The sequence below is a fragment of the Pseudomonas sp. 2995-3 genome (assembly GCF_002742565.1).
Lineage (GTDB): Bacteria > Pseudomonadota > Gammaproteobacteria > Pseudomonadales > Pseudomonadaceae > Aquipseudomonas > Aquipseudomonas edaphica.
Genome location: NZ_LJSB01000218.1, coordinates 216139 through 230410, shown reverse-complemented (window position 1 = coordinate 230410; position 14272 = coordinate 216139). Strand labels below are relative to the sequence as shown.

12 protein-coding genes and 1 tRNA gene are annotated in these 14272 nt (G+C 55.4%); 10 read left to right on the top strand and 3 right to left on the bottom strand.

What is annotated here, in order from left to right; all coding sequences use genetic code 11:
* Positions 1-386: 386 nt before the first annotated feature.
* Together AOA62_RS20590 and AOA62_RS20585 are read right to left on the bottom strand one after the other, a co-directional pair.
* Positions 387-980 carry a hypothetical protein gene (locus tag AOA62_RS20590; protein WP_099549561.1) on the bottom strand — a complete coding sequence of 198 codons (594 nt, stop codon included), beginning with the start codon at positions 978-980 and terminating at the stop codon, positions 387-389.
* Positions 981-2175: 1195 nt separating this feature from the next.
* On the bottom strand, positions 2176-3243 hold the full coding sequence (locus tag AOA62_RS20585; protein ID WP_099549560.1) for a hypothetical protein: 1068 nt from the start codon (positions 3241-3243) through the stop codon (positions 2176-2178).
* A 536-nt stretch (positions 3244-3779) separates the two neighbouring features.
* On the opposite strand from AOA62_RS20585, the gene dsr1 reads away from it, so the two are divergent.
* Complete coding sequence (dsr1, locus tag AOA62_RS20580; protein ID WP_099549559.1) at positions 3780-7607, top strand: anti-phage defense-associated sirtuin Dsr1; 3828 nt, start codon at positions 3780-3782, stop codon at positions 7605-7607.
* A 396-nt stretch (positions 7608-8003) separates the two neighbouring features.
* Here dsr1 and AOA62_RS20575 read toward each other — a convergent pair.
* Positions 8004-8080 (bottom strand) — tRNA-Arg (locus AOA62_RS20575).
* Between the two features lie 195 nt (positions 8081-8275).
* Here AOA62_RS20575 and AOA62_RS20570 point away from each other — a divergent pair.
* The 9 genes from AOA62_RS20570 to gabD all read left to right on the top strand — a co-directional run bounded on the left by AOA62_RS20570 (position 8276) and on the right by gabD (position 14117).
* The gene (locus AOA62_RS20570; protein WP_099549558.1) at positions 8276-8992 is read left to right on the top strand and encodes a Crp/Fnr family transcriptional regulator; all 717 of its coding nucleotides are present in this window, start codon (positions 8276-8278) and stop codon (positions 8990-8992) included.
* Positions 8993-9079: 87 nt separating this feature from the next.
* Positions 9080-9622, top strand: coding sequence for an RNA polymerase sigma factor (locus AOA62_RS20565; protein WP_176991669.1), 543 nt, complete (start codon positions 9080-9082; stop codon positions 9620-9622).
* Positions 9623-9725: 103 nt separating this feature from the next.
* A complete protein-coding gene (locus AOA62_RS20560) occupies positions 9726-9953 on the top strand; it encodes a RebB family R body protein (RefSeq protein ID WP_003187543.1) in 228 nt (75 codons plus the stop codon).
* A gap of 18 nt (positions 9954-9971) precedes the next feature.
* Entirely contained in the window at positions 9972-10544 is a 573-nt protein-coding gene (locus AOA62_RS20555; RefSeq protein WP_099549556.1) for a hypothetical protein, read from the top strand.
* Positions 10545-10626: 82 nt separating this feature from the next.
* Positions 10627-11253 carry a hypothetical protein gene (locus tag AOA62_RS20550; RefSeq protein ID WP_099549555.1) on the top strand — a complete coding sequence of 209 codons (627 nt, stop codon included), beginning with the start codon at positions 10627-10629 and terminating at the stop codon, positions 11251-11253.
* 40 nt (positions 11254-11293) lie between these two features.
* A complete protein-coding gene (locus AOA62_RS20545) occupies positions 11294-11617 on the top strand; it encodes a hypothetical protein (protein WP_099549554.1) in 324 nt (107 codons plus the stop codon).
* Between the two features lie 83 nt (positions 11618-11700).
* On the top strand, positions 11701-12015 hold the full coding sequence (locus AOA62_RS20540; RefSeq protein WP_005783676.1) for a RebB family R body protein: 315 nt from the start codon (positions 11701-11703) through the stop codon (positions 12013-12015).
* A gap of 50 nt (positions 12016-12065) precedes the next feature.
* On the top strand, positions 12066-12380 hold the full coding sequence (locus tag AOA62_RS20535; protein ID WP_003187551.1) for a RebB family R body protein: 315 nt from the start codon (positions 12066-12068) through the stop codon (positions 12378-12380).
* A gap of 294 nt (positions 12381-12674) precedes the next feature.
* Positions 12675-14117 carry an NADP-dependent succinate-semialdehyde dehydrogenase gene (gene gabD / locus AOA62_RS20530; protein WP_017136690.1) on the top strand — a complete coding sequence of 481 codons (1443 nt, stop codon included), beginning with the start codon at positions 12675-12677 and terminating at the stop codon, positions 14115-14117.
* The last annotated feature ends 155 nt before the right edge of the window (positions 14118-14272 follow it).

Sequence of the window (14272 nt, the reverse complement as noted above, 5' to 3'; positions counted from 1 at the left end):
AGGGCTTGGTCTTCTTCGGCTTTCCAAGGGATACACCAGGGGATACACGGTGCTGCCTGCCGGGGGGTGTTTTCGGCCCGTTTCACGCTGGCTGAAAAAGCTGTCGAGGTTCGTTGCTCCATCCCCGACGAACGGTAACGCCATCTTGATAAACCCACCGCCGGTGCAAAGGAATGGTCATCACCACCATGCCTTTGAGCGATCAGTCCATAAGTGGCCCGATTATCTCGCTCCTCACTTTTGAGGAGCCGTCGTCACACTTTTGCGGCGATTGCGCTGGCGCCGCGTGGCGTTCCCCCACTCAGAGGCGTTCTTGCCATTCCCCCGCGGCAGCACCACCCCGGATCAGGGTAGTGGTGATTTTGGGTGAATTTCAGTTTCAGGCCTCAACTGTTCCATTCTCGGCGCAGGTTCTCCTGCGCGTCCTTTTCGGCACGCTCCTTGGCTACCAACTCATCGTGGAGAGGTGGGTAATATACCCAGTTTGTTTTCCATGCCGGAAACCACGCCCAGCGCAGAAGAGCTAACACGGCGAGCATTGCTGCAATACCGACGTTATCGTTGGTATGAGAAAGAAATACTTGGACCAGTGACCCAGTACTGTAATTCGTGCCTAGACTCCAATCGAGTATGCACAGTACGGTCATGCCGAAAAAAAGCATCCCGATCTGCTCCCGTTGCTCTCGGGCCTCTTCTATCTCCGCTGACCGTTTTTCATACAGCTTCATTAAGAATTCGCTGTTCTGTCTCAAAGCGTGTTTATGGAGCTGGTGGAGCGATACACATCCATTTGGCCGCTGGTAGGGCTCCGCCCGAATTTCAAAAAGGCCGTAAGGAATAGCCGATCCAATTAGCGATAATATTTGACGCAGTGCAATCGCAAGCGCTGGGATGCCGAATGAGACAATAAGACCAAATGAACAAGCGGCTGTGAGCAGGTATCCGAAGTTGGCCCAGACTCTTTCAAGAGAAATGGACATCTCTAGAACGCCTGGTAGTTTCCTTAGCAACAAAGCTATGTCCAAAAAAATAACTAAGTACGCAAGGCGAACTGCCCATTTCCATTCCCATGCTTTTTCGATCAACCCTATAGAAACCGGCGGGCTGGGTTCTTGGTTTTTTGCGTATGCTCTGTCATTTGGGCCTCCTTGGTGAAGGCTTCGAGCATAGGTAGTGATGAATGACAGGTCTAGATCGCATTAGCTAAGCCGACCGGTTTCCGCTCTAGGGTGAACGACTCGTTCACCACCTGCTCCGACCTGCTGTCAGGTCACTGGAAGCCCAGGAAGATACTTGACGAGCATCAAGCACCAGCACGCCACCTTATAACGCTGGAAGCGGCGCATTGCTTGGGCTGCGGGCAATTGATTCTTGTTCTGTCGTCGGGAGTTCGTCTAGTGCCTGTCTAGTATTGCCTGGGGCCCTAAGGGTTTGCCTGGCCCGGTATTTCACCACCCCATCCCGCCTGCAGGGCCTTGATATTGATCGAGCAATTACCTTGACGGGTACCTCTAGAATTCTTGACGAGGCTAAGGCTGGCCAATCTGTGCGAATGCCCGCAAAGCTTTGTCCTGCGTGGCTTTCAGCGATCCAACTGCTGGTGGCACCAGATAAGTCCGTCAAGACCTGTCAAGAATTTCGTCAAGGCTGGTCAAGGATTCTGGAGGCGTTTACCTGGTTCGATCCTGGGCCACTGGTCAAGCAAATGACCGTCGCGGCTCTCCCCGATTCTGGACGAGGTAGCTATCCGGTCGCCTACCAGATCTGCCGCCAGCCGGCGCACGCGTTGGTTCCTGGGCGGACTTGGATGATCCGCGGCCTCCACATTTGTCCAGAGCCTGTCCAGAATCCGTCAGGGGTCTGTCAGGGGTATGAGACGGAAAAACCCTTACCTTTGACGGCCTCCGCACGGGGTAAGCCTCAGACGGCCACGCTCGCCGAATCCGTCTTATGCCTGTCTCACATTCGCCAGCGATTCGGTAAAGGCCGGGTTAAAGTATGCGGGGCATAAGGGGGGTATCCGCCTGGGGGCCTTCAGGGGGATCAGTAGCACGGATACTTCGTAGGCGAGGGCGAGTACAGAACTTCTTACCCCCCACTGGGCGCGTTGTGCCATATGCGTTTTTCATTTTAGATATGAGTCAGGATTCAGCTTCGCTGATGGGAGCGGACTTACTAAGAGCGGGTTTTGTTTACGTCCGAAACTTTATCGTAGATTCGGGCTCTAGCCTTGACGCTTTTGTTCGTCTCTCCTGGGAATGCTCCTGTAGATCCCATCTTGATTAGATCGTTAGGCTGTGGTGCTCGATATCCATTCTCGTCACAATGTCCGAGCAGCCAGTGATAGTTCGTGGCTATCAGAGTTTTCCATTGCTCTGTTATGTACTCAGCGTCAGTGGAAGATGTGCTGATCAACGACAGGGCAGTAAGCCTACGCTTGATGTCATCAATGTATAAAGGCAGTGTTTCAGCATACCGCAAGGAAATATAATCACTCAGTGAGGCCACGTATAAGAGGACGTAGGGGAGTCTGCTGTAAAGGAATGACCACTGCCCTTCTATTTCTTCTTCCCCTGAAAATATAAAGTTCACGTTATGTGGCTCTGTTCTTAATGCATGATGTTCTGTGAATAAGTGCATGGCCTTATTGCATATTCCGTCAAAGCTATCTTGCTCCAATTTGTCATACCGAAGCTTTGCTAAATATTCGGCATCGAATTTATCCTGCTCGCCGATTATCTCTAGCACCTTTTGAATGCGCTTGGTATGCCCCGGTACGCCACCAGCATTTTGCGGGCGTAATTTCAGCGGATCTATAGAAAGCTTCTCGGCAAAATCTTCTTTATTTGCAATTACCGATTCGAGTAGATAAAGGCTTTCTTGCAATGGCTTCCTAAGCAGCATGTAGGAAATCGCAAGCTTGCCTTTGCGGGAGGTCTCTAACGCCTCAAAAATACAGTGCAACATATCGGATAAAACAGCAGGGAAAATCAAGCTTACTAGTACATCTACCTTATCCTCCAATCGGCCGCTACTTTTGAACCATTCAAAGATGTCATCTGCCTCCTCAAAGGAAGCTTTATCTTCGTGATTTTGAAATTTAATATTTTTTACGAACAGCCCAGCCTCCATACCAGATACAAGTAATTGAGCGAGGACGTCATGTGCTGCAAAACATAGCTCAAATGCAGCATGGAATTTTTCAGGTAGGTGGGTGCTAGGTGCTTTGAGCCGTGGGTGCATAGACTTCACTCCTTCGATCCTATGGGCAGCATACAGCTTGCGACTGTGACCAATACGAGGTCCGAGGTAAACGAAATTCGTAATGAGATAGGTTGGTCTTTGATCACCTTGTGGCACGTCCTGATTGTAGACTTTGTCCTTTTTATAAGTCGACTTTCAGTGGAAACCACTACAAAACCTTGGAAACCATAGTGGAAACCAGCGCCTGGCAACCATAACTTTTGATAACAGGCTGGCCGCCTGGTTCGCACCAGGTTCGCGTAAGAGGGTGCGAACCAAAAGTGCGAACCTCCGCGCGAACCTGCTACTGGTACGTACCCGAACGCGTAGCAACCGTACGCGTACCCAAGCGACGAGCCTTCGTCGTTGCTGGGCTGTTTACGGTGTTGCACGAGCATCACGCTGGTCCAGTGGTGCAGGAGATTCCCGGATTTTCTAGCAATCATAGGTTCAATAGGCGAAGACAAGACTTTGTGCTAAATAAACCCTTGCCAAGATGGCGTCGTGCTATCAAGCAAACTGAAAAGGACAAGGGAATGCAATTTGTCACTAATGGTCCTGACATCCCAGAGGAGCTATTGCAGGCTCATGAAGAAGGTCGGGTTGTCTTTTTCTGTGGTGCTGGGATTTCTTATCCTGCGGGGCTGCCAGGCTTCAAGGGATTGGTAGAGCAAATTTATAAACTGACCGGCACGGCGCTTACAGACATTGAGAAAGAGGTATTCAGACAAGGTCAGTTTGATGCAACGCTAGATCTGCTGGAGCGACGACTGCCTGGACAGCGCCTCGCGGTAAGACTAGCTCTAGCAAATGTGCTTAAGCCTAAGCTTCGTCGCAAAGGCGCGACAGAGACACATGAAGCTTTGCTTACGTTGGCTCGGAGCCGCGAAGGAGCTTTGCGACTGGTCACAACTAACTTTGATCGCGTTTTCGATACCGCAGCAAAGCGCTCGCATCAGAGGTTCCAAGCATACTCTGCTCCGATGCTGCCTATTCCTAAAAAAAGTCGCTGGAATGGTCTCGTTTATCTGCATGGCCTACTACCAAAAAACGCAGATGAAACGGCCTTAAATCGCTTAGTGATGACGAGCGGTGACTTTGGTTTGGCATATCTCACGGAGCGTTGGGCTGCGCGCTTCGTGAGCGAGTTGTTCCGAAACTATGTGGTTTGCTTTGTGGGATATAGCATCAATGATCCCGTCTTGCGCTACATGATGGATGCATTGGCTGCAGATCGAATGCTGGGGGAGATTACGCCACAGGCCTGGGCATTAGGAGACTGCGTGCCCGGGCAAGAACATCTCAAGAAAGTAGAGTGGGAGGCTAAGGGCGTTACCCCGATCCTTTACGACGTGATTGCCGATAGCCATGATCATTGGGCCCTGCATAAAACCTTACAGGCCTGGGCGGAAACTTACCGTGATGGTGTTACGGGTAAAGAGCGGATAGTCATAAACCATGCCCTAGCTCGACCATCTGCGAGCACACGCCAAGATGATTTTGTTGGTCGAATGCTATGGGCTTTGTCCGACAAGTCCGGACTGCCAGCTCGACAGTTTGCAATGTTTAATCCAGTTCCGTCACTTGATTGGTTGCTCGATGCTTTTTCCTTGGAGCGATATCAACACGGTGATCTGTCCCGTTTTGGCGTTCCTCCGCGTGTCGAGGTTGATGCAAAGCTGCGCTTCAGTTTTGTTCGCCGCCCAGCCCCATACCCCCTTGCGCCAGCTCAGATGCTGGTTTCTGGAGGTCCTTCTGGGTCTCAATGGGATGAGGTGATGTTTTATATTGCCCGTTGGTTAGTGCGGCACCTAAATGATCCCCAACTCGTTATTTGGATCGCCCAGCGAGGCGGGCAATTACATGAGCGTCTGCAGTTTCTGATCGAAGATCGCCTAAATGAGTTTGCTCGGTTGGAGCGTGAGGGTAAATCGGCAGAGCTGGACGAGATTCGCAAGCATGAGCCCAACGGAATCCCAGATTCTTTAATGCGAACGCTTTGGCGTCTGTTACTCACTGGAAGGGTCAAGTCGCCTTGGCGCGAGCTAGACATTTATCGTTGGAAAGATCGCTTGAAATGGGACGGGCTGACTGCAACGCTGCGCTTGGAGTTGCGAGAACTACTTGCGCCTAAGGTTACATTGAAGAAGCCATTTCGATGGTATGAAGAGCCAAGTGTAAACGTCGAGCCCACTCGCCTCCGACAGATCGTAGATTGGGAAATAGTGCTGGCAACGGATCACGCTCAATCCACATTTCAAGACTTCTCGGGTGATGACTGGGCGTCCGCGCTGCCGTTGTTGTTAGAGGATTTTCAGCAACTACTGCGTGATGCATTAGATCTACTGTGTGAATTGGGTGAGGCGGATGATCGCAGCGATCGTTCTTATTGGGACCTACCCTCGATTATTCCGCATCGTCAGAACCGCGGCTTTCGTGAGTGGGTTTCCTTAATCGAGCTTGTGCGAGATTCTTGGTTGGCAGTGCGCAAAACTGATGCCCTTCGCGCGCTGCGTATTGCCCAGGGATGGTTCGAAATTCCCTATCCCACATTCAAACGATTGGCTTTTTACGCTGGCGGCCAGGGTGGCTGTATTGCTCCAGAGCAATGGACAGAGTGGCTGTTGGCCAACGAAGCATGGTGGTTGTGGGCACCTGAAACCCAGCGGGAGGTTTTGCGTCTTCTTGTGTTGCAAGGCCAGTTATTGACGCATCCCGCACAAGGCCGGTTGGAGGAGGCAATTATGGTGGGACCTCCTCGTGAAATGTATAAAGAGGACCTCACCCCTGATAGATGGAAACATTTGGTCGAGCGCTCTGTATGGCTCCATCTTTCCAAGTTAAAGCTTTCCGGACTGGTGTTGGGGCCCATGGCGTCAGGACGTTTGGATGAGATTTCAATAGCCCACCCTCAGTGGGAATTGGCTACAAACGAGCGCGATGAGTTCTCCCATTGGATGAGCGGAACAGGAGATCCTGACTTTGACGAGCATCGAGAATTAGAAGTTGCACCGCGTAAGCGGGTAGACCTGGTGCGTTGGCTTCAGCAATCTGCTCCGGAACACCATTTCCGCCATGAAGATACTTGGCGCGAAGTCTGTCGAAAACACTTGCTGAATAGCCTTTACGCGCTGAGTGACTTAGCAGAAGCGGCAGTTTGGCCTGCAGAACGCTGGAAGGAGGCGCTATATGTCTGGAGCGAACAGCGAAGGGCGCAGCAGTCGTGGAGATATGCGGCACCCATCGTACATGGAATGCCGGATGAGATTCTCTTGGAGCTTCCCCATGCCCTGGGCCGCTGGCTGCAAGAAATTTCCAAAGCTATTGGCCGACATGAGTTAATTTTTCTGGAGTTATGCAGCCGGTTATTGGCACTGCCGTTGGAGGCCGACTCGGGCATGATGCAGAATGGCGCACCACTCAACCAACCCGTTACGGAAGCGATCAATCATCCCGTAGGGCACGTCACACAGGCGATAATAAATTTCTGGTTCAAGCGTGGGCCGAATGATGGTGATTTTCTTCCGAGTGATATCGAGCCTATCTTCGCTCAGCTATGCGATGTAAGGGTCGACCGATTCCGTCACGGTCGCGTGTTGTTAGCTGCCTCTTTAATTGCTCTCTTCCGTGTGGATCGCCCGTGGACTGAGCAGTACCTATTGCCCTTGTTTAGCTGGGCTACAAATCCAATAGAAGCCAAGGCCGTATGGGAGGGTTTCCTGTGGTCACCTCGGCTTTATCGTCCACTACTAGTCGCATTCAAACCATATTTTCTTGAAACGGCAGATCATTATGTTGACTTGGGTGAGCACACCCAACAGTTTGCTGCATTTTTGACTTACGCTGCCTTAGAGCAGATTGATGGCTACACGGTGGAGGAGTTTCGGGCCGCTTTCGGTGCTTTACCTCAAGAAGGGCTTCACGAATCGGCCCAAGCACTCTCGCAGGCGCTTGAAGGTGCTGCTGATCAACGCGAGGATTACTGGAGGAATCGAGTTCAGCCATTCTGGCAGCATATCTGGCCGAAAAACCGAGCGCTCGCAACCAGTGGTATAGCCGAGTCTTTGGTTAGATTAAGTATTGCTGCGGGCCCTGAGTTTTCGAGTGTGTTTTTGGCTGTACAGGATTGGTTGCTCCCGATAGAACATCCGCACTACGTAGTGCATCAATTATATGAGTCAGGATTATGCAATCGCTTTCCTATGGATGCCTTGCGACTTCTAAACGCAATAATTGATGATCAGCCGTGGGCTCCACGTGAGCTGCAGCAGTGTCTCAATGCGATAGCGCAGACAAGCCCTTTGCTGACTCATGAAGCCCAGTATCAGCGACTCACCGAGTATTCTCGTAGACGGGGAAGGTAATTCAGTAAATGCGGCTAAACGGTCTTTTTAAAAGGCCGTTGAAGTCCGCTTCAGCAAGAAAAAATAGCTTGAGCGTCTTCGACTTTCGCGTTGAGCATTAGCTCGACGGGGCACACCGACCTTCTACGGTTGATACCAGAGTGGATACCGCCCGATCTGGTCAGGAAAAAATGGGCACAGATTCATTTATATTCACACCAGAACCCAACTCATTGCCTGACTACCACCCCTCACACCGGATTTCTGGCTGCCACTAGAGCCCCCGTCGCTCTGAGGCCCAAGACCCCCACCCAGACGCAACCATCCCAAACCCCCGGATAACTAAAACCATAGCCTTAAAAAATCGCCCACAAAAAAGCCCCAGGTCTTTCAACCTGGGGCTTTTTCATCTGTATCTGGTGCACCCGGCGGGATTCGAACCCACGACCCCTGCCTTCGGAGGGCAGTACTCTATCCAGCTGAGCTACGGATGCTTGTGCGGGCGACATCATACCCATGTCGCCCTGATGCGTCCATTCCAGCGTTTTAGCCGGTAACTGTCGGCCGTTTCCCACCAAAAATGGCTAATCGCCACTCTCATTCACAACTCCCCGCGCCGCACGTCCCTTTGTTTGCTTTGCTCTTGTGGCTTTAAGCCGCTTCCAAGCCGCAATTCCCCAGGTGAACGCATGCATTCCAAAGGAACCGTGATGCTCGATCTCCCGTTGAGACAAACCCTGTTGGCCCGCTCCGATTTGTTTCGAGGTATGCCGGAGCACCTCTTGCGCTACGTTGCCACCCATATGGTGGAGCGCCTGCTGGATGATCGTGAACTGCTGTATTTCAAGGACGACAGCCTCGAATTTATTGCTTTGGTGGTTGAGGGCCGGATTTATTCGGTGGTGCATGGGCCGGACGGCCGGGAGCAGATTATCGGCAGTACCGGGGCCGGGCAGGTGGTGGGGGAGACGGCGTTGATCAAGGATCATGGGCGCGAGTCTTCCACCTTTGCCAGTGGCCCCACGCGGCTGTTGCAACTGGGTAGCCGGCATTTTGGTGTGCTGTTTGAGGAGCCGGTGTTTTTGCGGCGCTTGTTGATGCTGATGATGCTGCGCTTGCTGCAGGCCATCGAGTTGCTGGAGTTGGTGTGCCTGCATCGGTTGGAGTCGCGGTTGGCGCGGTTTCTGTTGGCCAACCTGGGCGATATCGACCTGGCGCTGGCCATGCCGAGTGTCTCTTTGCCCGCCAGCCAGGGGGTGTTGGCGTCGATGCTTAACACCAGCCGTCCCAAGCTCAATGTGCAGCTGCAATTGTGGCGCCGCAGTGGGCTGATCAGCGGCAATCTGGAGCGCATGGTGATCAACGATCTCGAGCATTTGCGGCGCAAGGCCTTTGCCTTGAATTAGTCGTTGCAGTGTTCCTCAGGTAACAGCGCACCCCTGTCCCGCGCTTGCAGACTGGCCCTTCATCAAGGATGCACAGGAGTGCTGGCGATGGGGATGACTGTTCAGTTCAAGGATCAATGGGCCGCCGATGACCGTTTGTTCGAAGCGAGTTGGCGCGCCGTGCAGGGCGAACTCAAGCGGCGCGCGTTGCGGCGGGCCAAGGGCAATCTGGATCAGGGCCAGGAATGGTTGTCGGCCACGGCGATCAAGGCCCTGCTGTTCTTTCGGCGCTCGCCGGAGCGCATTCGCGACCCTCAGGGGTTTCTGTTTCTGGTACTCGACCATGTGTTTCTCGACAGCTTGCGACGCAGCAAGCGCGAGGAGCGGCTGCTCGATGATTCGGTGGACCTCGAGCACGATCACCTGGCCGCACTCGCCGCGCCCTGCGCTTCGGTGCTGGACCGGGTGGAGTGTTACGAGCGCCTGGAGCTGATCGAGGCGCAGGTGGCGCGGTTGCCGGTGTTGCAGCAGCGCTTGTTTGAGATGCGCTTTGTGGATGACCTGCCGTATCCGCAGATCGCTGCCGCGTTGCAGGTCACGCTGCCACTTGTGCGCAAGCGTGTGCAACTGCTGCGCAACGCCTTGCGCTGAATTTGATTCACACACGCCGGCGCGGGGCGTTCTAGTTGTATGAGCGCGTCCTGCCGCCACTACCCACGCCCAACCCTGGGTGAATGCCATCAAGGAGAGATGTATGACAGAGGTCAACAGCCAGATCACCGACGCGGTCACCCAAACCAACGTCAAAGTGGTGGCAGAAGCGCCGGCCCAGGCCATCGCGTCGCTGTATCAGGTGGCGAGCAGTGCGGCGGGCCTGTCGTTGCAGAACGCGGTCAACAGCCAACAGGCGATGAACCAGATTTCGAATGCGGTGATCTCCAAGGCCGTGGCGCTGATCATGCAGATTGGCGAGAAGGGCTAAGCCCTCGGGAGATCGATTATGTCGTGGTTCAGTAGAAAGAAACCCGCCGCCCCGCAAGCAACGCCCGCCGCCGACCCCCCTGCGCCGGCGCCCGCCGCACCGGCCTCGCGCTCTATCATGGCGCGCATGAACGAGCACCTGCTCAACCAGGCGAGCACGCCGTCGCCCGACAGCACCGCGGCCCTCAACAGCCAGATCGTGCAGGCGGTGCAGTTCACCAACTCGCAGAACTTTGCCTATGCGCCGGCGCAGATTGCGGTGCCGGCCGACATGATGATCAGCCAGGCGGCCGGCCTGGTGGCGCAGGCGGCGGCGGGGTATTTCGACGGGGTCAGCAAGATCGCCCTGGCGGCCCAGGCCGTGCTGCTCCAGCAAATGACCGAGAACATCGTCAAGGACAACCTGCCGGCCGCTGCCGAAGACGCCTTGGGCGCCTTGGCCACCGACTTGCTGGTGGGCGCCGCTGCCGCCGTGGCCGCCGCCGCGGGTGCCATGGAAGCCGAAGCCGCCAGCGTGGCCATCGACAAGATCGACCAGAGCATCGCCAAGTACGCCGACACCTTGGCCAACCGGGCTGCGCCAGCGGCCTGAACCGAGCACAACGTTCCAGGGTTCTTCTGGAACGGTGCAACAGCAACTTGAAAGCAACTTTTCTTAAGTGAGGAGCGACATCATGCAGCCTGGAGATATTATTTTTTCGGTGAAGCAAGAAGATGACAGCGCGACGCGCGCGTTCATTCGCGCGGGCCAGTTGGTCAAGGCCAAGGTGTTTTCCCAGGACACGACGTTCCTGAATGTGGTTCATCCGGCGATTGCGGTGAGCGACACCCAGGTGATTGAAAGCGTGGGTGAGGGGCTGTCGCTGACTGACCTCAGCCTTGAAAAGCCCCCGCGTTCGGCGATGGTCTTCTCTTGCGTGAGCAGTGAGTTGGGCGAAGCGGCAGTCGTGGCGGCCAAGCAGTTCTATTTCGACAAGATCAGCGGCGATATCCATGGCCGTTACAGCGTGTGGAACGCGATGATTTCTGCATTCCGGCGCTGGACCTCCAACACCAGCCTGGTCGAGCGCATCAACGAGTCGGTGGCGATTGGCAGCAGCTCGTTCTGTTCCCAGTTCGCGGCCAACTGCTATGAAGTCGGCAACCTCTATAACTCGGCCAACCTGCTGCCGCCGCCGCCGGCGATTTTCGGCAACCAACCCAGCGCCATTACCCCTGCAGAGTTGGCGACGTTCTGTGATGCCTCGGCGTATTTCTACTTCTCGGGCTTCTGGCAGGACAACGTCGAGGTGCGGCTTTAGCGGCCCTTCAGCCAGCAACGTAGTACCCAAGGAGGCCGTCATGGCTCACCCAGCCACACCCTCAGTGCTGTCCAGCGATGATCGCCTGCGGCTGGAAGCGATGCTGCGCAACCCGCAGATCTTCGCCGGAGCGCCCCAGGCCATCGTCGACGAAACCCTCAAGCGCGCCAGCCAGGTGCTTGAGCAGTCCAAGGCCAATGAGCAAGCGCTCAAGGCTGCCGCCGAGCAGCGTGAGGCGGCGCTACGCCAAGTGTTGGACGGCGCGGCCCCGGACAAGGACGCGCAACGCAAGGAAGTGCAGGCCCTGATCCAGGGTTTGATTACGCAGATTGAAGCGGCGCTGGGCCCAACTGCGAAACCTTGAGCTCGCGCGTTTCACAGCGCCTGTTTGGCAACGTTCATTCATGAACACGGAATGCACCGTGTACCCCTATAAGGAAATTGATCATGGCATTTGTTAACGAGCAAATTACCGACGCGGTCACCCAGACCAACGTCAAAGTGGTGGCCGAATCGCCGGCGATGGCGATGAGCACTATCTATCAATCCATGGCGCAGGCCACGGCGATTCTGTTCCAGAACGCTGTGTCGGCCCAGCAGCAGCAAAACACCCTGGCCCAGGCGGCCACCAACCAGGGCGTCATGCAGATCTACAGCGTCGATACCACCGCCGGTGCGGCGGCCACCGAAAAAGTCGCCCAAGGCGGCGTCTCGGATAACCTCACCAGCCTGTTGACTGTGCTCAAGTCCTTCCAGCCTTAAGCACTCAGCGATAACGGATGTTGTTCTTTCTCACACCAGGAGTTTCAACCATGAGCACAGTCAGCCCGCAAATCACCGATGCCGTCACCCAGACCAACGTCAAGGTCGTTGCCGAATCGCCAGCGATGGCCATGAGCACGATCTATCAATCCATGGGCCAGGCCACGGCGATCCTGTTCCAGAACTCGGTCTCGGCCCAACAGCAACAAAACACCCTGGCCCAGGCCGCCACCAACCAAGGCGTGATGCAGATCTACAGCGTCGACACCACCGCTGGCGCTGCGGCCACCGAAAAAGTCGCCCAAGGTGGCGTGGCCGACAACTTGACCAGCCTGTTGGCCGTGCTCAAGTCGTTCCAACCGTAAGTTGCAAGGCCCAACAGCCCCGGCGCCCACAAGGCACCGGGGCTGTTGTCGTTTGTGCGCTTGATCTGAAAGATGCATCAAATGCGCCGTTTTCGTTCTTTTTTTCGAACAGACTATTGCCCTGTACCCCCATTGATCCTAGGATTCGTTTGAGATTTCAAACGCTCTGTCTCCCGTGCGCTATTTCACTTATCTCGCGTGCTGGGGCTGATTTCCCTGACGGCAGCCCACAAGGCGCCTTTCAACAACTCTAATTCGCTCCGCGTGCGCGCGGTGCTGTTAAGGAAAGCCGACATGCAGCTCAAAGATACCCAGTTGTTCCGCCAACAAGCCTTTATCGATGGCGCTTGGGTCGATGCGGACAACGGTCAAACCATCAAGGTCAACAACCCGGCCACGGGCGAAATTCTCGGCACCGTGCCGAAGATGGGCGCGGCTGAAACCCGCCGCGCCATCGAAGCCGCCGACAAGGCCCTGCCGGCCTGGCGTGCACTCACCGCCAAGGACCGCGCCAACAAGCTGCGTCGCTGGTTTGAGCTGATCATCGAGAACCAGGACGACTTGGCGCGCCTGATGACCCTGGAGCAGGGCAAGCCGCTGGCCGAGGCCAAAGGCGAAATCGTCTACGCCGCTTCCTTTATCGAGTGGTTCGCCGAAGAGGCCAAGCGCGTCTACGGTGATGTGATTCCTGGCCACCAGCCGGACAAGCGCCTGATCGTGATCAAGCAACCGATCGGCGTTACCGCGGCCATCACGCCGTGGAACTTCCCGGCCGCGATGATCACCCGCAAAGCCGGCCCGGCCCTGGCCGCCGGTTGCACCATGGTGCTCAAGCCGGCTTCGCAAACCCCGTTCTCGGCGTTCGCCCTGGCTGAACTGGCCCAGCGTGCGGGCATTCCAAAAGGCGTGTTCAGCGTGGTTTCCGGCAGCGCCGGTGATATCGGCAGCGAGCTGACCAGCAACCCGATCGTGCGTAAATTGTCCTTCACCGGCTCCACCGAAATTGGTCGCCAGCTGATGGCCGAATGCGCCAAAGACATCAAGAAAGTCTCGCTGGAGCTGGGCGGCAACGCGCCGTTTATCGTGTTCGACGACGCCGACCTCGATAAGGCCGTCGAAGGCGCGATCATCTCCAAGTACCGCAACAACGGCCAGACCTGCGTGTGTGCCAACCGCCTGTACATTCAGGATTCGGTGTACGACGCGTTCGCCGAAAAACTCAAAGTGGCCGTGGCCAAACTCAAGATCGGCAACGGTCTGGAAGAAGGCACCACCACTGGCCCGCTGATCGACGAAAAAGCCGTGGCCAAGGTTCAGGAGCACATCGCCGATGCCCTGAGCAAAGGTGCCAAGCTGTTGGCCGGTGGCAAGGTGATGGAAGGCAACTTCTTTGAGCCGACCATTCTGGTCAACGTGCCCAAAGACGCCGCTGTCGCCAAGGAAGAAACCTTCGGCCCACTGGCGCCGCTGTTCCGCTTCAAAGACGAAGCCGAAGTGATCGCGATGTCCAACGACACCGAGTTCGGCCTGGCTTCCTACTTCTACGCGCGCGACCTGGGCCGTGTGTTCCGTGTGGCCGAAGCCCTGGAATACGGCATGGTTGGCGTCAACACCGGGTTGATCTCCAACGAAGTGGCGCCGTTCGGCGGCATCAAGGCTTCGGGCCTGGGCCGTGAAGGCTCCAAGTACGGGATCGAGGATTACCTGGAAATCAAATACCTCTGCCTGGGCATCTAAGCTCGGCAAGAGATTGCAGTAAACGCAGAGGGCACGAGAGCGCTGACCCTTTGCGTGTTTGAAGACGTTATTCGTAGTGGCCGGGAAAGCTGTGGCAGTCGATCATCGCATGCTGCCGTAGTTGCCTCCCCGCCACGTATTCCTTGGACCACGCC

Coding starts and splice junctions, on each gene's coding strand:
- AOA62_RS20555 (WP_099549556.1), top strand. CDS start 9,972: ATGTCGTGGTTCAGTAGAAAGAAACCCGCCGCCCCGCAAGCAACGCCC.
- gabD (WP_017136690.1), top strand. CDS start 12,675: ATGCAGCTCAAAGATACCCAGTTGTTCCGCCAACAAGCCTTTATCGAT.
- AOA62_RS20560 (WP_003187543.1), top strand. CDS start 9,726: ATGACAGAGGTCAACAGCCAGATCACCGACGCGGTCACCCAAACCAAC.
- AOA62_RS20540 (WP_005783676.1), top strand. CDS start 11,701: ATGGCATTTGTTAACGAGCAAATTACCGACGCGGTCACCCAGACCAAC.
- AOA62_RS20545 (WP_099549554.1), top strand. CDS start 11,294: ATGGCTCACCCAGCCACACCCTCAGTGCTGTCCAGCGATGATCGCCTG.
- dsr1 (WP_099549559.1), top strand. CDS start 3,780: ATGCAATTTGTCACTAATGGTCCTGACATCCCAGAGGAGCTATTGCAG.
- AOA62_RS20585 (WP_099549560.1), bottom strand. CDS start 3,243: ATGCACCCACGGCTCAAAGCACCTAGCACCCACCTACCTGAAAAATTC.
- AOA62_RS20570 (WP_099549558.1), top strand. CDS start 8,276: ATGCATTCCAAAGGAACCGTGATGCTCGATCTCCCGTTGAGACAAACC.
- AOA62_RS20550 (WP_099549555.1), top strand. CDS start 10,627: ATGCAGCCTGGAGATATTATTTTTTCGGTGAAGCAAGAAGATGACAGC.
- AOA62_RS20590 (WP_099549561.1), bottom strand. CDS start 980: ATGTCCATTTCTCTTGAAAGAGTCTGGGCCAACTTCGGATACCTGCTC.
- AOA62_RS20535 (WP_003187551.1), top strand. CDS start 12,066: ATGAGCACAGTCAGCCCGCAAATCACCGATGCCGTCACCCAGACCAAC.
- AOA62_RS20565 (WP_176991669.1), top strand. CDS start 9,080: ATGGGGATGACTGTTCAGTTCAAGGATCAATGGGCCGCCGATGACCGT.